Origin of the sequence: Micromonospora sp. WMMD710 (assembly GCF_029626045.1) — a bacterium.
Taxonomy (GTDB): domain Bacteria; phylum Actinomycetota; class Actinomycetes; order Mycobacteriales; family Micromonosporaceae; genus Micromonospora.
In genome coordinates this window covers 5,186,108-5,212,391 of sequence record NZ_JARUBD010000001.1, presented here as the reverse complement: position 1 = coordinate 5,212,391, position 26,284 = coordinate 5,186,108, and the positions used below count along the sequence as shown (strand labels likewise).

General features: G+C 71.8%; 27 protein-coding genes and 2 tRNA genes. 18 read left to right on the top strand and 11 right to left on the bottom strand.

Going from position 1 to position 26,284, the window contains the following annotated elements:
* Positions 1 to 43: 43 nt before the first annotated feature.
* Positions 44 to 1,468, top strand: a complete 1,425-nt coding sequence (purB, locus tag O7620_RS24120; RefSeq protein WP_278125310.1) for an adenylosuccinate lyase — start codon at positions 44 to 46, stop codon at positions 1,466 to 1,468.
* A gap of 95 nt (positions 1,469 to 1,563) precedes the next feature.
* Here the strand turns inward: purB and O7620_RS24115 are convergent, their stop codons facing one another.
* On the bottom strand, positions 1,564 to 2,127 hold the full coding sequence (locus O7620_RS24115) for a YbjQ family protein (RefSeq protein WP_278125309.1): 564 nt from the start codon (positions 2,125 to 2,127) through the stop codon (positions 1,564 to 1,566).
* Between the two features lie 24 nt (positions 2,128 to 2,151).
* Positions 2,152 to 2,835, bottom strand: coding sequence for a DUF1986 domain-containing protein (locus O7620_RS24110; RefSeq protein WP_278125308.1), 684 nt, complete (start codon positions 2,833 to 2,835; stop codon positions 2,152 to 2,154).
* Positions 2,836 to 3,193: 358 nt separating this feature from the next.
* Here O7620_RS24110 and purS point away from each other — a divergent pair, with 358 nt between their 5' ends.
* The 4 genes from purS to O7620_RS24090 all read left to right on the top strand — a co-directional run bounded on the left by purS (position 3,194) and on the right by O7620_RS24090 (position 7,622).
* Positions 3,194 to 3,457, top strand: a complete 264-nt coding sequence (purS, locus tag O7620_RS24105; protein ID WP_030332194.1) for a phosphoribosylformylglycinamidine synthase subunit PurS — start codon at positions 3,194 to 3,196, stop codon at positions 3,455 to 3,457.
* Positions 3,454 to 4,137 (top strand): phosphoribosylformylglycinamidine synthase subunit PurQ, encoded by a 684-nt coding sequence (purQ, locus tag O7620_RS24100; RefSeq protein ID WP_151490639.1) that lies wholly within the window; start codon positions 3,454 to 3,456, stop codon positions 4,135 to 4,137. The genes purS and purQ overlap by 4 nt, the downstream gene beginning before the upstream one ends.
* Before the next feature lie 67 nt (positions 4,138 to 4,204).
* Positions 4,205 to 6,862, top strand: coding sequence for a phosphoribosylformylglycinamidine synthase subunit PurL (gene purL / locus O7620_RS24095; RefSeq protein WP_278125307.1), 2,658 nt, complete (start codon positions 4,205 to 4,207; stop codon positions 6,860 to 6,862).
* Between the two features lie 4 nt (positions 6,863 to 6,866).
* Positions 6,867 to 7,622 (top strand): 2-phosphosulfolactate phosphatase, encoded by a 756-nt coding sequence (locus O7620_RS24090; protein WP_278127129.1) that lies wholly within the window; start codon positions 6,867 to 6,869, stop codon positions 7,620 to 7,622.
* A 174-nt stretch (positions 7,623 to 7,796) separates the two neighbouring features.
* On the opposite strand, the gene O7620_RS24085 is transcribed toward O7620_RS24090, so the two are convergent.
* Positions 7,797 to 9,779, bottom strand: a complete 1,983-nt coding sequence (locus O7620_RS24085) for a hypothetical protein (protein WP_278125306.1) — start codon at positions 9,777 to 9,779, stop codon at positions 7,797 to 7,799.
* 155 nt (positions 9,780 to 9,934) lie between these two features.
* Between O7620_RS24085 and O7620_RS24080 the strand changes: the two genes are divergently transcribed.
* The 5 genes from O7620_RS24080 (at position 9,935) to amcA (ending at position 14,651) form a co-directional block, all read left to right on the top strand.
* Positions 9,935 to 10,288, top strand: coding sequence for a sterol carrier family protein (locus O7620_RS24080; protein ID WP_225854573.1), 354 nt, complete (start codon positions 9,935 to 9,937; stop codon positions 10,286 to 10,288).
* A gap of 169 nt (positions 10,289 to 10,457) precedes the next feature.
* Positions 10,458 to 11,996 (top strand): amidophosphoribosyltransferase, encoded by a 1,539-nt coding sequence (purF, locus tag O7620_RS24075; RefSeq protein ID WP_151490636.1) that lies wholly within the window; start codon positions 10,458 to 10,460, stop codon positions 11,994 to 11,996.
* A 61-nt stretch (positions 11,997 to 12,057) separates the two neighbouring features.
* Entirely contained in the window at positions 12,058 to 13,212 is a 1,155-nt protein-coding gene (gene purM, locus O7620_RS24070) for a phosphoribosylformylglycinamidine cyclo-ligase (protein ID WP_139586136.1), read from the top strand.
* A gap of 130 nt (positions 13,213 to 13,342) precedes the next feature.
* A complete protein-coding gene (gene amcB / locus O7620_RS24065) occupies positions 13,343 to 14,446 on the top strand; it encodes a cyclophane-forming radical SAM peptide maturase AmcB (protein ID WP_305069490.1) in 1,104 nt (367 codons plus the stop codon).
* The gene (gene amcA / locus O7620_RS24060; RefSeq protein WP_278125305.1) at positions 14,415 to 14,651 is read left to right on the top strand and encodes a multiple cyclophane-containing RiPP AmcA; all 237 of its coding nucleotides are present in this window, start codon (positions 14,415 to 14,417) and stop codon (positions 14,649 to 14,651) included. Before amcB ends, amcA begins: the two co-directional genes overlap by 32 nt.
* Before the next feature lie 143 nt (positions 14,652 to 14,794).
* Here the strand turns inward: amcA and O7620_RS24055 are convergent, their stop codons facing one another.
* Positions 14,795 to 15,010: a DUF3073 domain-containing protein gene (locus tag O7620_RS24055; RefSeq protein WP_007454329.1), complete on the bottom strand. Its 216-nt coding sequence runs from the start codon at positions 15,008 to 15,010 to the stop codon at positions 14,795 to 14,797.
* A 303-nt stretch (positions 15,011 to 15,313) separates the two neighbouring features.
* Entirely contained in the window at positions 15,314 to 16,396 is a 1,083-nt protein-coding gene (locus O7620_RS24050; protein WP_278125304.1) for a Glu/Leu/Phe/Val dehydrogenase dimerization domain-containing protein, read from the bottom strand.
* A gap of 193 nt (positions 16,397 to 16,589) precedes the next feature.
* On the opposite strand from O7620_RS24050, the gene O7620_RS24045 reads away from it, so the two are divergent.
* Both O7620_RS24045 and O7620_RS24040 read left to right on the top strand, forming a co-directional pair.
* Positions 16,590 to 17,429: a hypothetical protein gene (locus tag O7620_RS24045; protein WP_151490632.1), complete on the top strand. Its 840-nt coding sequence runs from the start codon at positions 16,590 to 16,592 to the stop codon at positions 17,427 to 17,429.
* Positions 17,430 to 17,679: 250 nt separating this feature from the next.
* Positions 17,680 to 17,889, top strand: a complete 210-nt coding sequence (locus tag O7620_RS24040; protein ID WP_007073996.1) for a BldC family transcriptional regulator — start codon at positions 17,680 to 17,682, stop codon at positions 17,887 to 17,889.
* Positions 17,890 to 17,954: 65 nt separating this feature from the next.
* Here the strand turns inward: O7620_RS24040 and O7620_RS24035 are convergent, their stop codons facing one another.
* Entirely contained in the window at positions 17,955 to 18,344 is a 390-nt protein-coding gene (locus tag O7620_RS24035) for a PPOX class F420-dependent oxidoreductase (RefSeq protein ID WP_151490631.1), read from the bottom strand.
* A gap of 53 nt (positions 18,345 to 18,397) precedes the next feature.
* On the opposite strand from O7620_RS24035, the gene O7620_RS24030 reads away from it, so the two are divergent.
* The gene (locus tag O7620_RS24030) at positions 18,398 to 19,177 is read left to right on the top strand and encodes a class I SAM-dependent methyltransferase (RefSeq protein ID WP_151490630.1); all 780 of its coding nucleotides are present in this window, start codon (positions 18,398 to 18,400) and stop codon (positions 19,175 to 19,177) included.
* 48 nt (positions 19,178 to 19,225) lie between these two features.
* Here O7620_RS24030 and O7620_RS24025 read toward each other — a convergent pair whose 3' ends face one another.
* On the bottom strand, positions 19,226 to 19,528 hold the full coding sequence (locus tag O7620_RS24025; protein WP_151490629.1) for a hypothetical protein: 303 nt from the start codon (positions 19,526 to 19,528) through the stop codon (positions 19,226 to 19,228).
* A gap of 176 nt (positions 19,529 to 19,704) precedes the next feature.
* Between O7620_RS24025 and O7620_RS24020 the strand changes: the two genes are divergently transcribed.
* Both O7620_RS24020 and O7620_RS24015 read left to right on the top strand, forming a co-directional pair.
* Complete coding sequence (locus tag O7620_RS24020; protein ID WP_278125303.1) at positions 19,705 to 20,562, top strand: 3-hydroxyacyl-CoA dehydrogenase family protein; 858 nt, start codon at positions 19,705 to 19,707, stop codon at positions 20,560 to 20,562.
* On the top strand, positions 20,559 to 21,302 hold the full coding sequence (locus O7620_RS24015) for an enoyl-CoA hydratase/isomerase family protein (protein WP_151490627.1): 744 nt from the start codon (positions 20,559 to 20,561) through the stop codon (positions 21,300 to 21,302). Before O7620_RS24020 ends, O7620_RS24015 begins: the two co-directional genes overlap by 4 nt.
* A gap of 66 nt (positions 21,303 to 21,368) precedes the next feature.
* Here the strand turns inward: O7620_RS24015 and O7620_RS24010 are convergent, their stop codons facing one another.
* Positions 21,369 to 22,712, bottom strand: coding sequence for an ABC transporter substrate-binding protein (locus tag O7620_RS24010; protein ID WP_278125302.1), 1,344 nt, complete (start codon positions 22,710 to 22,712; stop codon positions 21,369 to 21,371).
* Between the two features lie 155 nt (positions 22,713 to 22,867).
* Between O7620_RS24010 and O7620_RS24005 the strand changes: the two genes are divergently transcribed.
* The gene (locus O7620_RS24005; RefSeq protein WP_151490625.1) at positions 22,868 to 23,257 is read left to right on the top strand and encodes a hypothetical protein; all 390 of its coding nucleotides are present in this window, start codon (positions 22,868 to 22,870) and stop codon (positions 23,255 to 23,257) included.
* A 180-nt stretch (positions 23,258 to 23,437) separates the two neighbouring features.
* Positions 23,438 to 24,145 carry a DUF2786 domain-containing protein gene (locus O7620_RS24000; RefSeq protein WP_151490624.1) on the top strand — a complete coding sequence of 236 codons (708 nt, stop codon included), beginning with the start codon at positions 23,438 to 23,440 and terminating at the stop codon, positions 24,143 to 24,145.
* Positions 24,146 to 24,161: 16 nt separating this feature from the next.
* On the opposite strand, the gene O7620_RS23995 is transcribed toward O7620_RS24000, so the two are convergent.
* Complete coding sequence (locus tag O7620_RS23995) at positions 24,162 to 24,689, bottom strand: SRPBCC family protein (RefSeq protein ID WP_278125301.1); 528 nt, start codon at positions 24,687 to 24,689, stop codon at positions 24,162 to 24,164.
* A gap of 164 nt (positions 24,690 to 24,853) precedes the next feature.
* Here O7620_RS23995 and O7620_RS23990 point away from each other — a divergent pair, with 164 nt between their 5' ends.
* Positions 24,854 to 25,837, top strand: coding sequence for a hypothetical protein (locus O7620_RS23990; RefSeq protein WP_278125300.1), 984 nt, complete (start codon positions 24,854 to 24,856; stop codon positions 25,835 to 25,837).
* A 193-nt stretch (positions 25,838 to 26,030) separates the two neighbouring features.
* Here the strand turns inward: O7620_RS23990 and O7620_RS23985 are convergent.
* Both O7620_RS23985 and O7620_RS23980 read right to left on the bottom strand, forming a co-directional pair.
* Positions 26,031 to 26,104: transfer RNA gene (locus O7620_RS23985), tRNA-Phe, on the bottom strand.
* A 99-nt stretch (positions 26,105 to 26,203) separates the two neighbouring features.
* Positions 26,204 to 26,277 (bottom strand) — tRNA-Asp (locus O7620_RS23980).
* Positions 26,278 to 26,284: the final 7 nt, after the last annotated feature.

Sequence of the window (26,284 nt, the reverse complement as noted above, 5' to 3'; positions counted from 1 at the left end):
CCCGGTCCGGGTGCTGGTCAGCGGGTGCGGGACAATGAGGTACGTGACGACGATCCCCAACGTGCTCGCCAACCGGTACGCCTCGCCCGAGTTGGTCGCCCTCTGGTCGCCCGAGGAAAAGGTCCGGATGGAGCGGCGGCTCTGGCTCGCCGTGCTCCGCGCCCAGCGGGATCTGGGCGTACCGGTGCCGGACGGTGTGGTCGAGGCGTACGAGCGGGTGCTCGACCAGGTCGACCTCGCCTCGATCGCGGAGCGGGAGCGGGTCACCCGGCACGACGTGAAGGCCCGCATCGAGGAGTTCAGCGCGCTCGCCGGGTTCGAGCACGTGCACAAGGGAATGACCTCGCGCGACCTCACCGAGAACGTCGAGCAGCTCCAGCTGCGCGCCTCGCTGGAGCTGATCCGGGACCGGGTGGTGGCCACCCTCGCGCGGTTGGCCTGGCTGGCCCACGAGCACTCCGAGCTGGTCATGACCGGTCGTTCGCACAATGTGGCGGCGCAGGCCACCACGCTCGGCAAGCGCTTCGCGTCGGCGGCGGAGGAGCTGCTGATCGCGTACGAGCGGCTGGAGGATCTGATCGGCCGCTACCCGCTGCGGGGCATCAAGGGGCCGGTCGGCACGTCCGCCGACCAGCTCGACCTCTTCGACGGCGACGCCGACAAGGTGGCCGAGCTGGAGCGCCGGGTCGCCGAGCACCTGGGCTTCTCGCGGGTGCTGGACAGCGTCGGGCAGGTCTACCCGCGCTCGTTGGACTTCGACGTGCTGGCCGCGTTGGCGCAGGTCGCCGCCGCGCCGTCGTCGCTGGCCACCACGATCCGGCTGATGGTCGGCCAGGAGTTGGTGACCGAGGGCTTCAAGCCGGGCCAGGTCGGCTCCAGCGCCATGCCGCACAAGATGAACACCCGCTCGTCGGAGCGCGTGAACGGCTTCGCCGTGATCATCCGGGGTTACCTGTCGATGGTCGGCGAGCTGGCCGGGGACCAGTGGAACGAGGGGGACGTGTCCTGCTCGGTGGTCCGGCGGGTGGCCCTGCCGGACGCGTTCTTCGCCGCCGACGGGCTGTTCCAGACGTTCCTCACCGTGCTCGACGAGTTCGGCGCGTACCCGGCGGTGATCAACCGGGAGCTGGAGCGCTTCCTGCCGTTCCTGGCCACCACGAAGATCCTGGTGGCGGCGGTCCGGCGCGGCGTCGGCCGGGAGGTCGCCCACGAGGTGATCAAGGAGCACGCGGTCGCCGTGGCGTTGGCCATGCGCGAGAAGGGCGCCCCGGAGAACGACCTGTTCGACCGCCTGGCGGCAGATGGCCGTCTCGGCCTGTCCCGAGCCGACATCGACCTCCTGGTGGCCGACCGCACCGCCTTCGTAGGAGCGGCAAAAACCCAGGTGGAGTCGGTGACCCGCCGCATCACCAAGGTGGTGGAAACCCACCCCGAGGCCGCAACCTACTCCCCACCCCCCATCCTGTAACCCCCCTCGTCGCCCCGTTGATCAAGAGGCTTGCGTCATTTTCGATCTCCTGGATGACGCAAACCTCTTGATCAACGGGGCGAGGTGGGTGGGCGCTACTCGCCGGTCGGGGTTTCTGCGGCTGTTCTCAGGTTGGGGGCGCTCGCGGGTTCGGCGATGCCGCCGAGAGACTCGGCGAAGGCCGGGTCGGTGGCGGTTTCCGCCGCCACGGCCGGCTGGTCGGCCGGCATGACCTGGGGCATCGTGGGCACCGCGATAACCGCCGTGCCGTAGGCGCAGATCTCCATCCACATCTCGCCGCAGTCCCGGCTGTCGAACCGCATACCGATCACCGCGTTCGCGCCGAGCCGCAGGGCCTCCTCGCCGAGGCGGGTCACCGAGTCGGTGCGCCACCGGGTCAGGTTGTCCGGCGCCATCGGGTCGTACGCGCCACCGCGCAGGTTCTTGACCCCCTCGCGGTACGGGTTGCGCGTCCTGGCCATCGATGACACCACCTCACCGAGAATCTGGCGGATCTCGTAGCCGGGCAGTTGCTCTGTCGTCACGACCAGCACGTTTCCGATGCTGTCAGGAGCAGCCCGACCCGATCGTGCGCATTGTTCACCTGATCGGATGCTGCAAAACAGCGCGGCGCGGACGGCCGGCACTCGGTCGACCATCCACGCCGCGCCGGGCGCTAACCGTCAGACACCGGCCACCGAGGTGATCCAGGCCCGGTTGTACGCAACGCTGCCGTAGTTCTGGATGCTGGATCCGTCGGCCGTGGAGGCGACGCCGACCTGCTGGCCGTTGTAGAACTGGGGGCCGCCCGAGTCGCCGCGCCACGCGTTGCCGCTGATCTCGGTGCTGCGGATCGCCTGCCCGCCGTACGCGTCGGTGACGCTGTTGCTGGTCACCCGGACGGTGGCGGTCTTGAGCTGGCTGGACGCCGAGCAGCCGCTGTAGCAGGTCATGCCCCAGCCGTAGATCGAGTTGGTCGAGTTGATCGGCGGGTTGCTGCTGGCCAGGGACACCGTGGAGGTGCTGACGGTGCTGGAGAGCCGCATGAGGGCCAGGTCGTTACGGGTGTAGGTGGCGCTGACGGTGCGGGTGACCCCGCCCGAGGCGCGGTAGACGCTGCCGACAGGCACCGACATGGTGCCGCTGATGCAGTGCCGTGCGGTGAGCACCCACTGGGCGGCGATCACGCTGCCGGAGCAGGTGAACGAGCCGTTGCTGAACACCGCGGCGGCCCAGGGCGCGGACGAGACGGTGCTGCCGCCGATGATGGGTTGCGGGCCGGCCGGAGCGGCGACCGCGCCGGAGGTGGCGCCGAGGACGCCGACCAGGGCGGTCCCGAGTACGGCGAGCAGGGGGCGGATGCGCATCGGGTGGACTCCTTGAAACGGGGCGGGCCCGGGGTCGCCGGGTGCCGGACGGCGGCGGCGGGAGGTCCCCGGCGCCGCTAGGCATCGATTTACATCGATGTACGGTAGGACCGACGGCCGCCGTTTTCAAGAATTCGATCGAGGTTGACCAATGTAACGATTCAGCCACCCCGCGCGCCGTATATGCCCTGGTGGGAGCGCGTGTCCCAGGTGACGGCCCGCCCCGGACGCCGGTTATGTTGATCACCGTCTGAACTGCACCCGGCCGGTGCGTCCGCGACGGAATCTGCCAGGTACGCTGGCTGCGCTCGCCCGTTGTGGGTCGGCACCCAACTGCGTACACAGTCAGGAGTGCCCAGTGCCTCGCGTCGTCGTCGACGTCATGCTCAAGCCCGAGATCCTCGATCCGCAGGGCCAGGCCGTCGCAAACGCGCTGCCCCGGCTCGGCGTCAGCGATGTCGCCTCCGTTCGGATCGGCAGGCGGATCGAGATCGAATTCACCGGTGAACCGGACCTGGACCGGGCCCGGGAGATCGCCGACAAGCTGCTCGCCAACCCGGTCATCGAGGACTTCACCGTCCGCCTGGTCGAGGCCGACGAGACCGCGGACGCCCGCTCGTGACCGCCCGGGTCGGTGTGGTCACCTTCCCTGGCTCGCTCGACGACGGGGACGCGGCCCGGGCCGTCCGGATCGCCGGCGCCGAGCCGGTCCGGCTCTGGCACGGTGACCCGGATCTGCACGGCGTGGACGCCGTCGTCCTGCCCGGCGGCTTTTCCTACGGTGACTACCTGCGCTGCGGCGCCATCGCCCGGTTCGCCCCGGTGATGGAGACGATCGTGGACGCCGCCCAGGGTGGCCTGCCGGTGCTCGGCATCTGCAACGGCTTCCAGATCCTGTGCGAGGCGCACCTGCTGCCCGGCGCGCTCACCCGCAACCAGCACCTGCACTTCCGCAACCGGGACCAGATCCTGCGCATCGAGTCGGCCGGCACGGCGTGGACCAACACGTTCCAGCCCGGCCAGGAGGTGCTCATCCCGGTGAAGAACGGCGAAGGCTGCTACGTCGCCGACACCGCGACGCTGGACCAGCTCGAAGCCGAGGGCCGGGTGGTCGCCCGCTACGTCGGCGGTAACCCCAACGGGTCGCTGCGGGACATCGCAGCGATTACCAACCCCGCCGGCAACGTTGTCGGCATCATGCCGCACCCCGAGCACGCGGTGGAGGCGCTCACCGGCCCCTCGCTGGACGGCCTCGGCTTCTTCACCTCGGTCCTCAAGCACCTGGTGGGGACGCCGGCATGACCGCCGGCACGATCATCGGTCAGCTCAACCGCCGGCCTGGCGGGCACGAGCGCAGCGAGGAGAGGTCATGACCACCCATCCGGACCCGGTACGCGACACACCGGAGGCGTACTCCGCCCCGGCGCAGCCGGCCGAGCCGCTCCCGGCGCAGCCGGCCGCCCCGGCGGCCGCTTCCGTCGCTCCGGCGACCGCCGACTGGACCGACGGCGTGGACACCGTGCCGCGCGCGAACGGCACCCCGGGCGAGCTGCAGCCGTACACCGAGCTGGGGCTCCGCGACGACGAGTACGACCGGATCCGGCAGATCCTCGACCGCCGGCCCACCCAGTCCGAGCTCGCGATGTACTCGATCATGTGGAGCGAGCACTGCTCCTACAAGTCGAGCAAGGTGCACCTGCGCCAGTTCGGCGAGAAGGCCCCGCAGAGCGACCGGCTGCTCGCCGGCATCGGCGAGAACGCCGGCGTGGTGCAGGTGTCCGACGAGCTGGCGGTGACCTTCAAGGTCGAGTCGCACAACCACCCGAGCTTCGTCGAGCCGTACCAGGGCGCGGCGACCGGCGTCGGCGGCATCGTCCGGGACATCCTCGCCATGGGCGCCCGCCCGGTCGCGGTCATGGACCCGCTGCGCTTCGGTGCCGCGGACCACCCGGACACCGCCCGGGTGCTCACCGGCGTCGTCGCCGGCGTCGGTGGCTACGGCAACTGCCTCGGCCTGCCCAACATCGGTGGTGAGCTGGTCTTCGACCCCTCCTACCAGGGCAACCCGCTGCTCAACGCGCTCTGCCTCGGTGTCCTGCCCGTCGACCGGCTGCAGAACAAGGCTGCCGCCGGCCCCGGCAACGTCGTGGTGCTGATGGGTGCCAAGACCGGCCGGGACGGCATCGGCGGCGTGTCGGTGCTGGCCAGCGCGACCTTCGACGAGGGCAGCGAGGCACGCCGCCCCGCCGTGCAGGTCGGCGACCCGTTCACCGAGAAGCTGCTGATCGAGGCGTGCCTCGAGCTGTACGACGGCCAGCTGGTCGTCGGCATCCAGGACCTCGGCGGAGCCGGCCTCACCTGCGCGCTCACCGAGACCGCCGCCGCAGCCGGCACCGGCATGCGGGTCTGGCTGGAGCGGGTGCCGCTGCGGGAGCCCTCGATGGACCCGCACGAGATCCTGGCCAGCGAGTCCCAGGAACGGATGCTGCTGGTCGTCGAGCCGGACAAGCTCGACGCGGTGCTCAAGACCTGCGAGAAGTGGGGCGTGCTGGCCACCGCGATCGGCGAGGTCACCGCTCCCGAGCCGGACGGCCGCCCGGGTCGACTGCTGATCACCTGGCAGGACCACCTGGTCGTCGACGTGCCGCCGGGTTCGCTGGTGGACGACGGCCCGGTCTACGCCCGACCGATGCGGGAGCCGGCCGACCTGATCCTGCTCCAGGCCGACCGGGCCGAGACGCTGCCCCGCCCGGCCGACCCGGAGGCGCTGCGGGAGACCGTGCTGCGCATGATCGCGTCGCCGAACCTCGCCGACAAGACCTGGGTCACCGAGCAGTACGACCGCTACGTGCTGGGCAACACCGTGCTCGCCCAGCCGGAGGACGGCGGTGTGATCCGGATCGACGAGCGGACCGGGCTCGGCGTGGCGCTGTCCGTGGACGGCAACGGCCGGTACGCCCGACTGGACCCGTACAACGGCACCAAGCTTGCCCTGGCCGAGGCGTACCGGAACGTGGCGGTGACCGGCGCGAAGCCGATCGCCGTGACCAACTGCCTCAACTTCGGCTCCCCGGAGGACCCGGGCGTCATGTGGCAGTTCGCCGAGGCCGTCCGCGGCCTGGCGGACGGCTGCCTGGAGCTGGGCATCCCGGTGACCGGCGGCAACGTCAGCTTCTACAACCAGACCGGCGCGGCGGCCATCCACCCGACCCCTGTGGTCGGCGTGCTGGGTGTGCTGGACAACGTCGCCGACCGGGTGCCGATGGGCTTCGTGCCGCGCGCCGGTGGCGACCACGACCAGCTCTACCTGCTCGGCGAGACGAACGTGGAGCTGTCCGGTTCGGAGTGGGCCTGGGTGACGCACGAGCACCTCGGCGGCATCCCGCCGCAGGTCGACCTCCTCCGGGAGAAGGCGCTGGCCGATCTGCTGGCCGAGGCCGCCCGGGTCGGGCACCTCAGCTCGGCGCACGACCTCTCCGACGGTGGCCTCGCCCAGAGCCTCGTCGAGTCCTGCCTGCGTCGCGGCGTCGGCGCCCGGATCGCGGTGCCGGAGCAGTTCGCCGGCGGCTCGATGCCCTTCGTGTACCTGTTCAGCGAGTCCGCCACGCGGGCGCTGGTGTCGGTGCCGCGCGGCCACGACAAGGCGTTCGCGGCGCTCTGCGCCGAGCGGGGCGTGCCGTTCGAGCTGATCGGCGTCACCGATCCGACCGGCGGTGCGCTGGAGGTGCACGGCCAGTTCCGGATCGGCCTGGACGAGCTGCGTGCCGCGCACACCGAGACGTTGCCGCGCCTCTTCGGGGGTTCGGCGGCCGTCGAGGTGCCCGCACCGGCCGCCGGTGTGGCGGGTGCGGTCGAGGCCGTGCCGCTGCCGGTGGCGCAGGCCGAGCCGCTCGACCCGGCCGAGGTGGTCTCCGAGCCGATCGCGTCGTCGGGGCCCTCCCCGGAGACCGGCGCTGTCGAGCCGATCGGCCCGGAGCAGCCCGAGTCTGACACCGGTGTCACCGAGCCGTCGCCTGACGAGCGCTGAGGCGTTGGCCGCTGCCGTCTACGGCCAACCCGGATCGGGTGCCCGGTTCGACTGGGGCCTGACCGGGGCGGCCGAGCTCGGCCGGGTCTGCGCGGCGCTGGTGGTGGTGGACGTGCTGTCGTTCACCACCGCCGTCGAGGTGGCGGTGGCCCGGGGCATGCGGGTGCATCCGTTCCCCTGGGGTGAGCAGGCCGCCGACTACGCGGTGCGGGTCGGCGCGGTGGCCGCGGTGGGCCGGCGGCGGACGACGGCCGACCACCCGTGGTCGCTCTCGCCCGCCGCCCTGAGCACCGCGCCGGTGGTGGCGGACCTGGTGCTGCCGTCGCCGAACGGCTCCGCGATCAGCGCCGCCGCCAGCGCCACCGGGCTGCCGGTGGTCGCGGCGTGCCTGCGCAACGCCCGCGCCGTCGGGCGTTGGCTGCGCCGCCAGGGGTACGGCACGACGGACGCCCCGATCGGCGTGATCGCCTCGGGGGAGCGGTGGCCGGACGGGTCGCTGCGCCCGTCGGTAGAGGACCAGCTCGGCGCGGCCAGCGTGCTGGACGCCCTGTCCGGCGTACCCGGTGGGCTCTCCGTGGAGGCGGCCATGGCGCTCGCCGCGTTGGCCAGCACCCCCGACGTGCCCGCCGCGGTTCGCGGCAGCATCTCCGGCCGGGAGTTGGCCGAGGGTGGCTTCGCCGAGGACGTGGAGGTCGCCGTCCGCGTGGGTGTGTCGACCGTCGTGCCGGTGCTGCGGCAGGGCGTCTTCTCCGCCGCCTGAGCACGGTCGCCGGCGTCGGGTCGCCCGCCCGCCGCCCCCGGCCCGCGCCTGCGCGTTCGGTGAAAGCGGCCGGTCCCGGTCCGCCGGACACCCCGCTTTCATGGAACGCGAGTGGATCGAGCAACGAAACGGCCACCCGGTGATCCGGGTGGCCGTTTCCGTGCGCTGTGTGGGTCAGTCGTCCAGCCAGTCGAGGCGTCGGCCGCTGCGCTCGGTCGGCGGCGGGCCGTCCGGCCGGGCCCGACCGGCCTGCTGGCCGTAGCCGCCCTGGTCGTAGCCCTGGTCGTCGTAGCCGCCGCGCTGCTGCGGGGGCTCCTGGCCGTAGCCGCCCTGGTCGTAGCCGCCGCCCGCCTGCTGGCCGTAGCCGCCCTGGTCGTAGCCCCGGCCGTCGTAGCCGCCGCGCTGCTGCGGGGGCTCCTGGCCGTAGCCGCCCTGGTCGTAGCCGCCACCGGCCTGCTGGCCGTAGCCACCCTGGTCGTACCCGCCGCCCGCCTGCTGGCCGTAGCCGCCGGTCGGTTCGGCCGGCCGACCGCTGTACGGGGCCGTCGGGTCCGGCTGGCCGTAGCCCTGGCCCTGCTCCGGCTGGTAGACGCCGGTGGCGTACGGGTCGGCCGGAGCCGGGTACTGCGTGCTGTCGCCGGTGTACCGGCCGGTCGGCTCGTCGAAGCGCTCGCCGTACGCCCCACCGCCAGCGGGAGCCGGCGGGTAACCGGCCGCGCCGGCCGGGGCCGTGTAGTCGCGGCTGCCGTAGCCGCCGCCCGAGGAGGGTGCGCCGCCGTAGCCCGCGCCCGAGCCGGGTGCGGCGCCGTAGCCGTCACCGGCCGCCCCGGCGCCGTAGCCGCCCTCGGGGGCCGCCGCCGTGCCGTAGCCGCCGCCCGAGGCGGGAGCGTTGCCGTAGCCACCCGCGCCGTAGCCGCCGGGCGCCGGCTCGTCGCCGTAGCCCGTACCGCCCCAGCCCTGCGAGCCTGCCGCGCCGTACGGCTGCGCAGGCGCGCCGTACGGGTCCGGCGGGACGTCGTCGACCACGGGGCGGTGCATCATCGTCGGCGCCTCGCTCAGCGCCGCACCGCCCACCATGGTCGGGTCCGGTCCACCGCCGGCCCGGTTGACCACCCGGGTCTGGTCCTCGGCGCCACGGAACGCACCACGGGCCGCCGGCACCGCGCCGGCCGCGCCGGCACCCTCCGGGGCGTCCTCGTCGTCGCCGCTCTCCCTGCGCTTCATCCAGAGCAGCACGATCGTGCCGACACCCGCGGCCACCAGCAGGCCGCCGAGCAGGATGATCAGGTACGAGCCGAAGCCGCCACCGTCGTCCTCGTTCGAGGCGTTCGCCGCGCCACCCGCGCTGGCCTGCGTGGACGGCTCCTCCTCGGTGCCCTCCTCGGTCGCCTCGTCGGTGGGAAGGGCCTCGGCGGTGGCGGACGGGGTGGCGCTGGGCGTCGTCTCGGCCTTGATCGCGAGGGTGATTTTCTGGCCGGTGATGGACTGCCCTGCGTTGGCGTTCAAGGACTTGAAGGCCTGGATGCTGTCGAACGAGGCACCCAGGTCGATCCGTCCGGGCGTGATCGGGTTCTGCGTGGAGCCGCTGAACCGGAAGTTGCCGCTACCGTCGCTCATGGAGTCGTAGCGGTGACCGGCGGTGTCCTGGAGGATCACAAACGCGTTCGGCACGGCCTTGCCGTCAGCCTGCGTGACCACCTTGCCGGAGACCGACTTCACGGTCTGGTTCTGCGGCGGGGGCGCGGCCTTGGCCGTGAGGTTGACCGTGGTCGAGCCCTGCGGGTTCCCGAGCGCAGCACTGGCCCTCACGGTGATGCGGGCGGACCCGTTCGAAGCATCGTCCGCCGCCTTGAACTTGGCCGTGTAGGTCCGGGCCTCGGTCACGTTCCCCTGCGAGCAGCCCTCGATGCACTGGAGCTTGGGGTTGTCGGAGCTCACAGTCACATCGGTGGGAACTGCCGGGTCGTCAAAGCTGAGTGTGTAGCTCACTGTCGTCTCGCCGCCCGCTTGGACGGTGCCTGGGGAGGCTGAGACGTTTGTGACCTTAGGAGCGGCCGATGCTGGTGTGGCGGGGACGGCGAGCAGAGCGCCAGCTACCAGCGCTACGACCACACCGGCCCGCTGGTTCCAGGCACGTCGGTGTGTTGACACGTCCACCGCCTTCCGGGCTGACTTCCCTCTGACCGGCGGGGCGCCGGGCCGGGGATCATCACGGTACGAATACGCCGTCGGCAACTATGCCTTGTCTGACTGGATCGGCGCGACCCAGGGCCAGCGTCGAGTGCGCCACCTGCGGGTCGTATCGTCCCGTCGTGTCCTCTCCGTACAGTAAGTCGGCCGCCGTTGCGGCGGCGTTGTCGGCGCTCGACGAGGGTCGTACGCCCGAACGGTCGGTGTTCCGGGAGGCGGTCCGGACGTTGTTGGCCGTCCTCGCGGAGCGCGCCCCCGGCCGATCGGTGGAGGTGCGCGTCCCACCATACGGGGCGATCCAGTGCGTCCCCGGTCCTCGACACACCAGGGGAAACCCACCAAACGTGGTCGAGATGGCGCCGGACATCTGGCTCGCGCTGGCCCTCGGCCGGATCGGCTGGGCCGAGGCGGTTACCGACGGTCGCGTCCAGGTGAGTGGCGTCCGGGCGGACCTCTCGGCGTTTCTGCCCCTCTAGCTGCTCCGATGTCCAAGTGCCGGTGACTCTCAGCAGGGAAATCGTGACTATCTGTATCGACAGCTGTTCGCGTACACTGTCAGGCGACGACAGTGGTCCCGGCCGAGGAGTGTGGATCCGCCCCGTGATCCCCGCAAGGCCGGTCCAGACCAGCGTGAGGGAGCGGTAGGTGCCCCGAGGCGACGGCCGGCTGAGCCACGACCTTGACCCCCAACGACCCGGCCCACAGGACGCCTGCGGCGTCTTCGGCGTCTGGGCCCCCGGCGAAGAGGTCGCCAATCTGACCTACTTCGGCCTCTACGCCCTCCAGCACCGTGGCCAGGAGGCGGCGGGCATCGCGGTGAGCGACGGCTCCGGCGTGGTGGTCTACAAGGATCTCGGCCTGGTGGCCCAGGTCTTCGACGAGCCCACCCTGGCCAGCCTGCGCGGCCACCTGGCGATCGGGCACGCCCGCTACTCCACGACCGGCGCCTCGAACTGGGAGAACGCCCAGCCGACCATCCGGTCGACCAGCTCCGGCACGACCATCGCGCTGGCACACAACGGCAACCTGGTCAACACCGCCGAGCTGGAGAAAGAGGTGGCCGAGCGCGGCCTCGTCGCGGACGGCTCGACCAACGACACCTCGCTGGTGACGATGTTGCTGGCCGGTCGACCGGACGTCTCGGTCGAGGCGGCCGCACTGGAGGTGCTGCCGCAGCTGCGGGGCGCGTTCAGCTTCGTCTTCATGGACGAGTCGACGCTCTACGCGGCGCGTGACCCGCACGGCGTACGCCCGCTGGTGCTCGGCCGGCTCGAACGCGGCTGGGTGGTGGCCAGCGAGACCGCCGCGCTGGACATCGTCGGGGCGAGCGTGGTGCGCGAGGTCGAGCCGGGCGAGTTGATCGCGATCGACGAGGACGGGCTGCGTTCCACCCGGTTCGCCGCGCCGGAGCCGAAGGGCTGCCTCTTCGAGTACGTGTACATCGCCCGTCCGGACGCCACGATCGCCGGGCGCAACGTGCACGCCGCGCGGGTGCAGATCGGCCGGCAACTGGCCAAGGAGCACCCGGTCGAGGCCGACCTGGTGATCCCGGTGCCCGAGTCGGGCACCCCGGCCGCCATCGGCTACGCGGAGGCGTCCGGCATCACCTACGGCGCCGGCCTCATGAAGAACCCGTACGTGGGGCGCACCTTCATCCAGCCGTCGCAGACCCTGCGTCAGCTCGGCATCCGGCTCAAGCTCAACCCGCTGCGGGAGAACGTCCGCGGCAAGCGGCTGGTGGTGGTGGACGACTCGATCGTCCGCGGCAACACCCAGCGGGCCATCGTGCGGATGCTGCGCGAGGCGGGTGCGCTGGAGGTGCACGTCCGGATCTCCTCGCCGCCGGTCAGTTGGCCCTGTTTCTACGGCATCGACTTCGCCACCCGGGCGGAGCTGCTGGCCAACGGGTTGGACAACGACGGCATCCGGCGCTCGATCGGCGCCGACACGCTGGGTTACGTCTCACTTCCTGGCCTGATCGCCGCGACCGAGCAGCCGAAGACCCGGCTGTGCCGGGCGTGTTTCGATGGGGAGTACCCGATCGAGCTGCCGGCCGGCAACCTGATCGGCAAGCACGTGCTTGAAGGGGTGGGTCGACGGGTCGCCAACTCGGCGCCGGAGGCTCCGCACACCAACGGCTCGCTCGTCGCCACTCCGGGTGGCGTGACCGCCAACCGCCCGTAGCACCAACCGGCGCGGCCCGGCCACCGCCGGCGCGGCACCGAGAACCACAAAGGGGAGAACCGTGACGCACGTGTCCGAGCGCAGCGGCGCAGGAAGCAGCCCGACCGGCGCCGGCGGCGACCGCCAGCCCTGGACGGGCGGCGCCGGCCGCCAGGCGCGCAAACGCTCGGTCTCGTACGCCGACGCGGGTGTCTCCATCGACGCGGGCGACCGCGCGGTGGAGCTGCTCAAGTCGAAGGTGCGCCAGACCCGCCGGCCCGAGGTGCTCGGTGACCTCGGTGGCTTCGCCGGCCTGTTCCGGTTGGACACGACGAAGTACAAGAACCCGATCCTGGCGTCCTCCACCGACGGGGTGGGCACCAAGCTGGTGATCGCCCAGCAGATGGACATCCACGACACGGTCGGCATCGACCTGGTCGCGATGGTCGTCGACGACCTGGTGGCCTGCGGCGCCGAGCCGCTGTTCCTGCTCGACTACATCGCCACCGGCGAGGTCGTTCCGGACAAGGTCGCCGAGATCGGCGCGGGCATCGCCGACGGCTGCCGGTACGCGGGCTGCGCGCTGCTGGGCGGGGAGACCGCCGAGCACCCCGGTGTCCTGCGCCCCGACGAGTACGACATCTCCGCGACGGGTGTCGGCGTGGTCGAGGAGGCCGACATCCTCAGCCCCGACCGGGTCGAGGTGGGCGACGCGGTGATCGCCATGCGCTCGTCCGGTCTGCACTCGAACGGGTACTCGCTGGTCCGGCACGTGCTGCTCGGCGCCGCGCGGATGCGACTGGACATCGTGATCGACGACTTCGGTCGGCAGCGGACCCTCGGTGAGGAGCTGCTCACCCCCACCAAGATCTACGCCAAGGACTGCCTCAAGCTGATCGCCGAGGCCGACGTGCGGGCGCTGTCCCACATCACCGGCGGTGGTATCCCGGGCAACCTGGTCCGGGTGCTGCCGGAGCACGTCGACGCCGTGGTCAACCGGTCCACCTGGAAGCCGCAGCCGGTCTTCGACCTGATCCAGTCGAAGGGCCGGATCGACGACCACGACATGGAGTCGACGTTCAACATGGGCGTCGGCATGTTCGCGATCGTCTCGGCCGAGGACGCCGACCGTGCGCTGGCCACGCTGACCGGCCGCGGGGTCGAGGCGTGGCAGGCCGGCGAGATCATCGAGGGCACCGGCAACGTGCAGATGGTTGGTCAGCACACCCGCGGATGATCACGCTCTGGTGATCGTACGGGCACCTGATCAGGGCTTCACCCGAGTGGCCAACGCCGCCTAGCCTGAAGGGCACCCTCAGGCTAGGCGGAGGAGGGCGATGGCTGCTCGGGGACAGTCGTTCAGCGGGATGCGCGGCCTCGCCGCGGTTCCGTCGTACGTCGTCATGCAGCCGACCACCCTCTGCAACCTGGACTGCGCGTACTGCTACCTGCCGTTCCGTGCCGCCGACCGGCGGATGCCGGTGGCGGTCGCCGACGCGGTGGCGTCGGCGGTCGAGCCGTGGGCGACCGCGGGTCGGTTCTCGGTGGTGTGGCACGGCGGGGAGCCGTTGGCGGCCGGCCAGGAGCATCTGGCGGCCCTGATCGCGCCGTTCGGGCCGCGGGTCGAGCATCATGTGCAGACCAACGCGACGCTGATCGACGACGAGTGGTGTGACTTCTTCACCCGGCACGAGGTGCGGGTGAGCGTGAGCGTGGACGGGCCGCGGGAGCGTAACGGCGACCGGGTCAACCGGGGCGGCCAGCCGGCGTACGACCGGATCCTGCGCGGTGTGGCCGCGTTGCGCCGGCACGGGCTGCCCTTCTCCGCGTTGGCCGTGGTGTCCCGTCCGGAGCCGGGGCTCGCCACCGAGCTGTACGACTATTTCCTCGAGCTGGGCTGCGACGTCCTGGGCATCAACATCGAGGAGACCGAGGGCGTCAACACCCGCGACAACCGCCACGATCCGGCGGCGGTGACCGGGTTCTGGGCGGAGCTGGTGGCGGCGTGGCGCCGGGAGCCCCGGATCCACCTGCGCGAGGTGGAGTGGTCGCTGCGGTACGTGGCAGCGGTGCTCGACGGCTCGGCGGACGGGGTGCTGCCCCGCCGCCTGGATCCGATCCCGACGATCGGGCACGACGGTTCGGTGACGGTGCTCTCTCCGGAGCTGGCCGGCTTCACGGACCCCCGCTACGGCGATTTCAGCAGCGGCAATGTGCTCATCACCCCGCTGGGCGAGATCCTCGCCGGCGCGGCGGGCACGCCGTGGGTGGGCGAGTTCCTGGCCGGCGTGGAGGCGTGCCGGGCGTCCTGCCCCTATTTCGGCTTCTGCGGCGGCGGCCATGCCGCCAACCGTTACTTCGAGCTGGGGCGTTTTGACGGTACGGAGACCGAGCACTGCCGCAACAGCAAGATCCGCCTATTGGAGGGAGTGTTGGAGCATGCCCGAGACCACCAGTCACCGGCGGCCTGAGCGCGAGGCGGACGGGGCTACGGACGGAGTCACCGAACGGGTGCGGGAGGCGGCCCCAGGGCTCGTCGCGCTCCTTCAGGAGGCCGAGGACGCGCGTCGGCTCCGGGCGGAGGTGTCGGGCTCCGACGGCGCCAGCGCGGTCTGCGCCTGGAACCACTTCGAGAACATCCCGACCTTCTACAACTGGAACAACCGACCGCGCTGAGGGCGACCGCGGTCAGGGGCCTGTCGGCCGGCCGGATGAGTTCCCGGCCAGGGCAGGCCCCTGATCGTCGGCACCGGTGCCGCTCCCGACGGGCACATGCGTGAGCACGCGGGGGTCACCGCGTGCTCAGCTGCGTCGAGAGGTCAGCGGGTCGGACGGACCCAGGGATCCGGGTCGTCGTCCGCGTGATTCTCATCATCGTCGTCGACGAACTCTTTTGAGTCGTCGTCGAAGTGGTGCTCAGACTTACCAGCACCCGCCAGTTCGCGCTGCAAGGCGGTGAGGTCGGTGTTCGGGGAGTGGTACTTCAACTCCCGGGCCACCTTCGTCTGCTTGGCCTTAGCACGGCCGCGCCCCATGGCTCGACCCCCTCGCACAGAATGCGGGGCAGCCCGAAGGCGGGCCCCGATGACGTCAGGCATCTCTCGTGGCTCTTACGGTACATGGGGATGCCACCGTTCGGCACCTCGGGTTACCGTCGGCCGGCTCTGCGCGTCGCGTCGATCCGACCGTCACCCAGTGTACCCGGTAAGGAGCGGAACGGAGAGCACCCGTGACACGGGACAAACCACGCCAAACTTGACCCGGCCTCAGCTTACCCAGATGGGCCCGGTGAAGGTGCCCCGGAGACGGATCCCGGTCGATCCGCCTCCGGGAAAGGCTCAGCGCAGGTGAATGGAGCGCAGCCGGCCGACGTCGGCCATCCGCCGCTCCGCCAGCCGGTCCGCGGCCACCGCCGGAGGTACGCCCTCGGCGTCGGCCAGGTGCAGGATCTCCCGGGTGGTGTCGAAGATCCGGGTCGCCCGCAGCTTGGCCCGTTCGAAGTTGAAGCCCCCGATCTCGTCCGCCACCTGGATCACGCCGCCGGCGTTGACCACGTAGTCCGGGGTGTACAGGATGCCCCGGTCGGCCAGCAGCTTCTCGATGCCCGGGTGGGCGAGCTGGTTGTTCGCCGCGCCGGTCACCACCTTGGCCCGCAGGGCCGGCACGGTGTCGTCGTTCAGCGCGCCGCCCAGCGCGCACGGGGCGTACATGTCGATGTCCGCGGCGACCAGCGCGGTGGCGTCGTCGACCAGGGTGACCTGCGGGTGGTTGGTGCGCACCCACGCCAGCGCCTTCGGGTTGACGTCGGTGGCGACCACCTCGGCGCCGTCCTCCAGCAGGTGCCCGGTCAGGTACTTGCCGACCTTGCCCAGGCCGGCCACGCCGACCCGCCGGCCGCGCAGGCTCGGGGTGCCCCAGACGTGCTCGGCGGCGGCCCGCATCCCCTGGAAGACGCCCCAGGCGGTCAGAATCGACGAGTCACCGGCACCGCCGTGCTCGACGCTGCGGCCGGTCACGTAGCGGGTCTCGCGGGCCACCACGTCCATGTCCGCCACGTACGTGCCGACGTCGCAGGCCGTGTAGTACCGGCCGCCCAGCGACTCGACGAAGCGGCCGTACGCGCGCAGCAGCGCCTCGCTCTTGATCTGCTCCGGGTCGCCCCAGATCACCGCCTTGCCACCGCCCAGGTCCAGCCCGGCGAGCGCGTTCTTGTACGCCATCCCGCGGGACAGGTCGAGCACGTCGGCGAGCGCGTCGTCCTCGCTGGCGTACGGGTAGAAGCGGGTGCCGCCCAGCGCGGGCCCCAGCGCGGTGGAGTAGATCCCGATGATCGCCTTCAGGCCGCTCTGCTTGTCCTGGCAGAACACGACCTGTTCGTGACCGGTCGATATCGGGTCGTCGGTGCTCGCGAAAACGCCCATGACTGGCTCCTGGAGTGGTGTGCGTCCTTGTGGGACGCGGACCTGGTGAACCCCGGCGGGGATGCTGCCGGTGCGATCGAGCCTAGTATCGGCGGCCCCGCGGGTGCTCGACGCGCCGCCGCCGTCCGATGGTGCGGCGCGCGTGGTCCGGCCGCTGACCGCGCCCGTGTGCGGTTCGTGGGAGGATCGCGCCGTGCCGTCGCTCTTCGCTTCTTACCTGCGCGTGTACGAACCGCTGACCGCCTTCGATCGGGACCGCCAGAGTTACTGGCGCCGCTACGTCTCCGAGGGGCGAGCGGTGGCCCCCGTGGAGGGTCCCGGCCGTCAGCGGACGGCGGTGATCGAGGCGCTGGGCGCGGGCTGGACCCGGCTGCCCGACCTGCCGGAGGAGGCGTACGTCCTGGAGACGGACGACAGCCTGCTGGTGTGCCCGTGGAACCTGCGGATCCGGGTCGCTGAGGCGGCGCTCAGCGCCCGGGACGGGGTGCCCTCGGTGCTCGCCGACGCGTTCGTGCCGCCGGTGCTCGCCGGGCAGGCCAGGGCGGTGGTGGACGACTGGCGCAGTGGTGCCCGGGTGCTGGAGCACGGGGTGCCGCGGGTGCACGAGCAGATCGCGACCTGGGGCGTACCGCTGCGGTGGTTCGTGCTCTTCGACGCGGCGGAGCGGGACCTGGTGACCGAGCCGGGCCGGCGGGCGTTGCGTTACCGCACCGAGATCTCCAAGGCTCGGCGGCGCTCGTCGCGGGCGCTGTCGGTGCTGCGCAAGTCGGTGGGCGAGGCTCCGATCACCGACGCGGTGGAGGAGGCGGCCCGCTGGCTGGAGGAGTTCCACCCGCGGTCGGTGGTGGAGCTTGACTACGGCGGCCTGGTCGACCTGCTCTCCGACGAGACCCTCACCGCGGACGACTCGCCGGAACTGGTGGCCAGCGGCCTGGCCGGGCTGTCGCGCGGGGAGGCCGAGGAGGCGTCCGCCGCGTACGACACGTTGGTGGCTCGGTGGCGTGCGGTGCAGCTGCTGGAGCGGTGCAACTAACGCAAATCGCCTCAGGAGCGCTCCCAAGGCGAGGCTTGCTCGTAGTTAACGCATCACGAACCGTGATCATGAGTCCGAATAAGGTGGTTTCTGCCGTGTAAAAGTCGTAAAAATCGGGCATGGTTCATCCGTCCGTCTAGGGACCTTCATCCGTTCGGCCCATGTCGGACATCGGGGACTAGCCGGACCATGGGAGACGCGTCGGCCGGCGGGACCCCGGCCGATGTCTATACATGTGGAGGAGTGACCGATGGCATCGCGAACGCACGAACCAGAGCCGCTACTCACGCCGGCCGAGGTGGCGTCGATGTTCCGTGTCGACCCGAAGACGGTGACCCGGTGGGCGAAGGCCGGCAAGCTCAGCGCCATCCGCACCCTGGGTGGCCACCGTCGGTACCGCGAGTCGGAGGTCAGGGCGCTGTTGCAGGGCCAGATCCCGCAGCAGCGGCAGGGCGACTGACCCGGCAGGGGCTTTCTGGTCAGGGGCGGTGGATCTCGATCCGCCGCCCCTTTCCGTGCCCGCCGTCAGCCCTTCCCCTCGGTCAACGTGACCCGGATGCCGACCGTGCCGCCCTCGCCGCGACGCAGCCGGCTGCCGAGCAGGCTCAACCGACCGATCACCCGGTACTTGTGTTTGAGCAGATCGCGGATGCGGCCCGTCTCGCCGGCACCGGAGATCGTCGCGTGGGCCGGCACCTCCGCCCCGTGCGGCCGGCCCCGCACGTCGCACGGCGCCACCGTCACGTCGCCGTTGTGCCGGATCCGCTTGACCTTGCCCGAGTCGGCCCGGGTCCAGACCGCCAACGCCTCGCCGTCGCGTACCGCCCAGACCGGCGTCGGCACCGCCCGACCGTCCTTGCGGAAGGTCGTGAGCAGGATGTACTTCTCGGCCGACAGCCGGTCCAGCGTGGTCACGCCGCCAGGATACGACCGCTGCGGTCCTCCGGTGGGCGGTTAGCGTGAACGCCGTGACGGGTGAGCCTCAAATCGGTGACGTGGTCGGTGAACTGCTGCGGGACACGCTCGCCGTGGCCACCGGGGTCGGCCCCCGACCCCTGGTCGGCGGCCGACTGCCCCGACCGGTCATCGAGATCATCGAACGCGACGACGGGTTGATCAACGGTGCGCCCGCGGCGCACTACCTGGACGGGCCGGCGGACTGGCAGCCGTACGACCACCGGGCCGTGGACCGGGTCCGCGGCGAGACGTTGGACGTCGGCACCGGCGCCGGGCGGATCGCCCTGCTGCTCCAGGAGCGCGGCGTACCGGTCACCGGGCTGGACACCTCGGCCGGCGCGCTCGCGGTGAGCCGTCGTCGCGGCGTACGGCGGCTGGTGCACGGGACGGTGGACACCCACGTCGCCGACGGCCGGCGGTACGACACGTTCCTGCTGCTCGGCAACAATCTCGGGCTCTTCGAGGGCCGGGAGCGCGCCCCACGGTTCCTGGCCGCGCTCGCCGCCCTGGCCCGGCCGGGGGCACAGATCATCGCGCACGGCACCGACCCGTACGGCACCCGCGACCCGCTGCACACCGGCTACCACGAGCGCAACCGACGGCGTGGCCGGCTCGGCGGCCAGCTACGGCTGCGGCTGCGCTATCGCGAGCTGGGCACCGAGTGGTTCGACTACCTGGTCTGCTCGGCCGACGAGTTCGCCGGCCTGGTGCACGGCAGCGGCTGGCAGTTGACCGATGTGGACGACCGCGACGCCCCCTACTACCTGGCCACCCTGCGCCTCGCCGACTGAGCGACGGCCCCCGCGTCCGCCGGGCGGAAGCAGGGGCCGTCGTACGTCTCAGACCTGGACGGTCGGTGGGAGCTGCTCCGGCGGAAGGCCACCGTCGCCGTCGACCACCTCGTCCGGTTGGCCGTCCTCGTCGATGTCGACCATGGTGATGTCCACCTTGCCGTCGCCGTCGGTGTCGAACTGGAACAGGTCGGCCTTGCCGTCGCCGTCGGTGTCCACCACCCACACATCGGTCTTGCCGTCGTTGTTGGTGTCGGCGCGCAGCAACTCCACCCGCTCGTCGCCTCGGGTCTCCACGGTCTCGGAGTCGGTGCTGCCCTGCTCGGTGACGCTCTCCGGTGCCTGGCTCATGTCGATGCGGTCCTTCCCTCGGTTGACGGGCCGTCAGTACCCGATCCCGCGCTCCCCCACGCATGGACCGGGTTCCGTGCTGCATAGGGTCGCACCATGAGCGAGCGGACCGGGCGGAGCATCCGGGCCGGCGCGGCGGAGACCCCGCGCGCCGCCGGGCGGGACAGGGAGGCGTGATGAGCGATCGTTTCGTGGTCGTCGGTGCCGGCACGATGGGGCTGGGCATCGCGTACGTGGCGGCCGGTGCGGGTCACGCCGTGGAACTGGTCGAGGTGGACCCCGGCCGGGGTGCGACCGCACTGACCCGGCTCGCCGACCTGTGGGAGCGGGCCGTGCAGCGCGGGAAGCTGAGCGCCGACGAGGCCGCCGCGAACCGGCAGCGCGTGACGCTGCGCCCCACCCTCGCCGACGTCGCCCCCACACCGGAGGTGATCGTCGAGGCGGTGCCGGAACGGCTCGACCTGAAGCGCGCCGTGCTGCGCGAGGCCGCCGCGCTGGACCCGGCGCTGCTGGGCAGCAACACGTCCAGCATCGCCATCGGCGACCTGGCCGCCGGGCTGGACGCGCCCGAGCGCTTCCTCGGCCTGCACTTCTTCAACCCGGTCTGGGCGATGGCCCTGCTGGAGATCGTGGTCGGCCCGGCCACCGCCGAGGAGACCACCGCGGCGGCCGTCGCGCTCGCCGGCCGGCTGGGCAAGGACCCCGTCGTGGTACGCGACCTGCCCGGCTTCGCCACCTCCCGGCTCGGCGTCACCCTCGGTCTGGAGGCGATCCGGATGGTCGCCGACGAGGTGGCCAGCCCGGCCGACATCGACAAGGCCATGGTGCTGGGTTACCGGCACCCGATCGGCCCGCTGGAACTCACCGACCTGGTCGGCCTGGATGTGCGGCTGGACATCGCCCGCACCCTCCAGGCCGCGTACGGGGACCGCTTCGCGCCGCCGCCCCTGCTGGAGGAGATGGTGGCCGCCGGGCGCCTGGGCAAGAAGTCCGGGCACGGCTTCTACCGCTGGGAAGGCGGGGCGAAACAATGAGCGGTCTGCGGATCGAGGAGCGGTCGGACCGGCTCGTGGTCACCCTGGACCGGCCGGAGAAGCGCAACGCGATCGACGCCGACCTGATCGCCGAACTGCACCAGGTCTGCGCCGAGTTGGAAGCCCGCCCCCGGCTGCTGCTGCTCACCGGTGGGGCGGCGGGCATCTTCGCCGGCGGCGCGGACATCGGCCAGCTCCGGGAGCGGGGCCGCACCGACGCCCTCGCCGCGATCAACTCGGCCGCGTTCGCCCGGATCCGGGCACTGCCGATGCCGACCGTGGCCGCGGTGGACGGCCCGGCGTTGGGCGGTGGCGCGGAACTGGCGTACGCCTGCGATCTGCGGGTGTGCACGGCGCGGGCGGTCTTCGGTCAGCCGGAGGTGCGGTTGGGGATCCTGGCCGGCGCCGGCGCGACCCACCGGCTGCCCGCCCTCGTCGGCGAGGGCCGGGCCAAGGAACTGCTCTTCACCGGCCGGCGGGTGGACGCCGACGAGGCGCTGCGGATCGGTCTGGTGAACCGGGTGGTGGACGAGCCTGGTGAGCTGCTGGAGGTGGCGCACGGGCTGCTGGACGAGATGGCCCTGGGCTCGCCGCTGGCGCTGCGGCTGACCAAACTGGCGGTGGACGCACCGGCCGCCGCGCACCCGCACCTCGACCTGGTCAGCCAGGCGGTGCTCTTCGAGGACGACGAGAAGCACCGCCGGATGACCGAGTTCCTGGAGCGTCGCCGCAACCGGTGACCCGCACCGAAAACGGCCGCACCGGCAAGCTGCCGGTGCGGCCGTCCGTGGTCCGTGTGGACGCGCTCAGTGCCGGATCGGCACCCCGCTGTCGGCGAGCGCCCGGATCACCTGTGCGGACTCACCGAAGCCGATGACCAGCACGGCGTCCGCGCCGAACTCCTTGATCTCCTTCGCGCCGCCGCTGAAGTCGACCGGTGCGGCCTTCGCGTCGGCCGGCGGCTCGTACGTCATGAGCTTGAGCCGGTCGTCGGCGATGCCGGCCTTCTCCAGCTCGTCGCGGACAGTGGCCTGCAGGCCCTCGCCGTAGGAGTCCTTGCGGGCGACGATGACGATCTTCTGCGATCCGTCGCGGAGGATCACGTCGGCCAGCGCCCGGCCCTGGAGGCTGTCCGGAGGGGCGGTGCGGAAGTAGAGGCCCTTGTCCTCGACGTCGGTGAGGCCGGCATCGGTGTTGGACGGCGAGAACAGGATCTTCCCGGCCTGCACCACGTCCGGCAGCACCGCCCGGGAGATACCCGAGGCGCCCGCGCCGATGATCAGACTGACCCCGTCCGTCACGTGCTTGGCAACGGTCGTCTTGGCCACCGCCGGGCTGGTGCCGTCGTCGCCGTCCAGCCAGGTCACCGGCTTGCCGAGCGCGCCGCCCGCGGCGTTGATCTCCTTGATCGCCAGCGCGGCGGCGGCGGCCATCGGCGGGTACGCGATCGCCAGGTCACCGGTCTTCGGCAGCAGACCACCCAGGATCAACGGCTTCTGGTCCGGGTCACTGCCCGGACGCGACTTCTTCGGCTTCGGCGGCGACTTGGTGCTCGCCGCCGACTCGTTGCCGGCCCCGACGAACTCGGTCTTGCCATCGTTGATCTGCTGCCCGTCGAAGGTCAGCATGGCGTAGCTGGCGGTGGCCGGCTCACCCTTCTCGGTGAAACCCGCCCGGGTCATCGACACGCTGCGGTACTCGATGTCCTGCCCGTTGCGGGCCAACGCCAGGCAACTCGCCGGGTCCTCGCAGCGCTGACCGTTGTTGGTCACGCCGACGATCTGCTTGGCGATGGCCGCCGGGTCGGTGCTCCCGGCCAACTGGGCGGCGAGCACCCCGATCACCACCGCGTCGTACGTCTCGGCGGTGTACAGGTAGTCCGTCAGTGCCGGATTGATGGACCGTAGCCGGCTCTTGAAGTCCTCCGGCAGAGGGGTGAGGGGCGTGGTTCCCTTCATCCCGTCGACGAGGTTGGCACGTTCCTTCAACTCCGCTGGATAGGAGTTGAGCATGTTGCCGTCGGTGCCGTAGAGGCGCACCTGATGGGCGCTTCCCTCCTCGGCCTTGTCATCCCCGCAAGCGCTCGTGGTGAGCAGGATCGTCGCGCAGGCGGCCAGCGAGGCCATCCGCGAGCGGCGTGATATAAGCATGGTCGTCCTTCCTCCGGCGAAGGTCCGCTGCGCACATTAGCGTGCCGAGGCCGATTGCGGGACCGTGCAGGTGGCCTAATGTGCAGGTCGCTCGCGTTGAGCACGGAGAGTGACGATTGACGGTGGCCTTGACCGGCCCTCCTACTGTGCGCTGCGTGACCGACCTACCACAGCAGACGTTCGACGACGCGGCCGCCGTGCTCCGTTCGGCGCTCAACGGGGATCAGGACGCGGTGGTGGGGGCGTTCGACGCGGTCGTCGACCGCGCCGGCCTGAGCGGCGCGTACGGGGTCGCCTGGTGCCTGGCCGCGACGATGGTCGGTGACCCACCGCCGACCACCGGGGCGGCGCTGGACTTCCCGGGGATAGACCAGGCGGAGTACGACACCCGCTGGGTGGCCCGCTTCGTCAGCGCGTACGCCAACCGGGACGTACCGACCGGGGAGGCGCTGTTCGGCGCGGCCGTCGCCGACGGGCTGCTGCCCGACTGTCTGCTCATGCTCGCCGGCTCGACGATCGCGACCCTGCGCAGCCGCGCGGGGTGACGTGCCGTCGGGCGCGGCGTCCGTTGGGGGCGGACGCCGCGCCCGGGGATGACATGCGTGCCGCCGGAAACGGTCAGATGACCGTCCGTACTGGACGGACGAGCTGATCGTGATGATCAGATTGACCGATTGATGGCGCCGTGGACCCTTCCCGTCCGGCCCATGTGATAGCTCTGAAGCATGTCCGAAGCCATGCTCAGCAAGGTGCGCAAGCTGCTCGCCCAGGCGGAGGATCCAGCCTGCACACCCGCCGAGTCGGCCGCGTTCACCGCCAAGGCCGCCGAGCTGATCGCGCGCTACGGGGTGGACCGGGCGCTGCTCGCCGCCCGCGACCCGGCCACCGACCCGGTCGGCGACCGGGTGCTGGACGTCGTCGCCCCGTACGCCCGGGACAAGGTCGGGCTGCTCGCCGCGGTCGCCGAGCCGCTGCGCTGCCGCTGCATACGCCGCCGGCAGGGCAACGGGTTCACGCTGCACCTGTTCGGTTTCGCCAGCGACCTGGAACGCGTCGACCTGCTCTTCACCTCGCTGCTCGTGCAGGCGGCGCACGGCCTGGCCGCCACCCCGGTGCCCGCCGACGACCATCCCGCCGCCTTCCGCCGCTCCTGGCTGGCCGGCTTCGCGGAGGTCATCGGCGGCCGGCTCTGGGCGGCGGAGACGGCCGCGGTCAACGAATCGGGCACCCCGTCGGTGGCGCTGGTGCTCGCCGACCGCTCGGATCGGGTGCAACGGCGCCTCGCCGAGCAGTACCCGCGCCTGCGCACGGCACCGCCGCGGAGGCTGGCCGGCACCGGGTTCGGCTCCGGGGCGGAGGCCGGGAGCCGCGCCGACCTGGGTGGTCACAACCTCGGCGGCGGCTCCGCTGCCGGCCGGCAGCTCGGCCGCTGACCTCCGGACGGAACGGTCAGGCGGCGGTGCCGGGATGGCGGCGCGACACCGTGGCGAGGTAGCGGCTGAGCAGCTCGTGCCAGCCAGCGGTGAGCGCCTTGCGGTACCCCTCGGCGGCCTCACCGTGCCGGTCGAAGTGCCGGTGTTCCAACTCGACCCTGGTGTGCTCGGACCCCTCGGGAAGAAACAGCACCTCGACCTCGCTCGCCCTGGCCGGATCCGGCATCGGCACCCGGTCCGGGCCGATCTGCCAGGCGAAGACCAGCCGGCGAGGCGGATCCCAGGTGAGCACCCGGCCCCAGTCGACGCGGAAGCCGTACGGGCCGACCTCGTAGAGCATGCCGCCGGCCCGAGGCTCCATGCCCAACTCGGCGAGCGCCTCCGGGCCGGACCAGGTGTACTCGGTGACCCACCAGTCGGTCAGCTCGTCGGTGAAGACGGCGAACGCGTGCTCGGCGGTGTCCGGGACGAGGAGGCTGCACCGTAAGGAGAACCGCTCCGTATCCTGCCGGATGTCGGCCGGATCAGTCATCCCCTGTCCCATAGGCCCGGACCATACCGGCTGATGCCCCGGTGTGCAGCTTTCCAGCTGCCCGGTTCCGGACAGTGGGTCGCCGGACCGTTACGGACGGGATGGCCCGCCGGAAAGCGGGTAACCGCGCCGGACGACCCGGACGACCGGGTGGGTGTCCGGCGGGGCGGGAGAGCATGAGCGAGAACGCGCAGCAGCGGAAGCCGGACCGGGACGCCGGCGAGGCGGACCCGGACGTCCTGCTCGACATTCCAAGGGTCTCGGTCGACTCCATCCGGCTGGCGGTGGACGGCCTGGACGCCGACCTGTCCCTGCGGGCCCGGTTGGCCAACCTCCTCCAACTCGACGCCGGCGTACGGGTGCATCTGAGCGGCGTCGAGCTGGACATCAGCGGGGTGCACGCCGAGGCGCAACTGCGGGTGCGGTTGGAACAGTTGGTCGCGGTCCTCGGCCGGGCGCTCGACACGATCGACAACAACCCGCAGATCATCGAAGCGCTCGCCCGGTCGGCCGGCACGGCCATCGACGACGTGAACCGCAGCGCGCAACAGCTGGCCGGCACCGCCGAGGTCGTCGCGTCGGCGCGGCACCCCCGCCCCGTACTCGACGAACTGGGCCACCAGGTGGGTCCGCCCGCCGACCGCCCGGCGCCCGGGCGACCGGGGCCGCCGGCCGCCGGTGGCCCCGGCCCACGCGCCGGCGGCCCCGGCCCAGCCGAACAGGCGCGACCAGGGTCCGGTGGCACGGAGGGTCGTGGTCCGGGGTCCGGTGGCACGGAGGGGTCGCGGCCGGGGGCTGGTGGCGCGGAGGGGCGTGGGCCGGAGGAGCAGCGCCCCGAGGGACGGCGACCCGAGGGCCCGGGTGCCGACCGGCGGCCGGGCGGAGCGGGTGGTGGTGGCGAGGGTTCGGCGGGGCAGCCGACCGGGGAACCCCGCGACCGGCCCGGCGGGACACCGGCGCCCGGTACGGGTCGGTCCGGCAGCGGTGGCGGTGGTCAGGGCGGCGGTGGTCAGGGCAGCGGGGTGCCCGGTGGGGCGCAGGCGGCGGCGCAGCTCGCCGAGCAGGCGGGGGAGACCCTGTGGCAGGCCGGACGCAGCGTGTGGGAGGCGATCCAGGGCGGCGTGGCGCAGCACCGCCAGCAGGGCCGCCGGGATCACTGACCCCCGGACACCGGCACCCTGATCGACTCGGTTTCGGTGGTGTCGCGGTATCCCGGTGCCCGGATGCCCCGTTATCGCCGAAACAGAGTGGATCTTGCGGTGCGGGGAGGGACAAAGGTGCGGGAGGGACAAAGCAGAACGCCGACCAGCGTTTCCGCTGATCGGCGTTCCTGTAGCCCGGCGAAAGGCTATGTGGCCAGGGGCGGGGTCGAACCGCCGACCTTCCGATTTTCAGTCGGACGCTCGTACCAACTGAGCTACCTGGCCGTGTCGCTCGGCTCATGCTACCCATCAGCAGGATGAACCGCTCACAGGATCACACGCTCCGATACGCAGAACGCCGCGCGGGGCGCGGCGTTAGCGCTGCGGTCCTGACGGGACTTGAACCCGCGACCTCCGCCTTGACAGGGCGGCGAGCACTCCAACTGCTCCACAGGACCTAGCTAA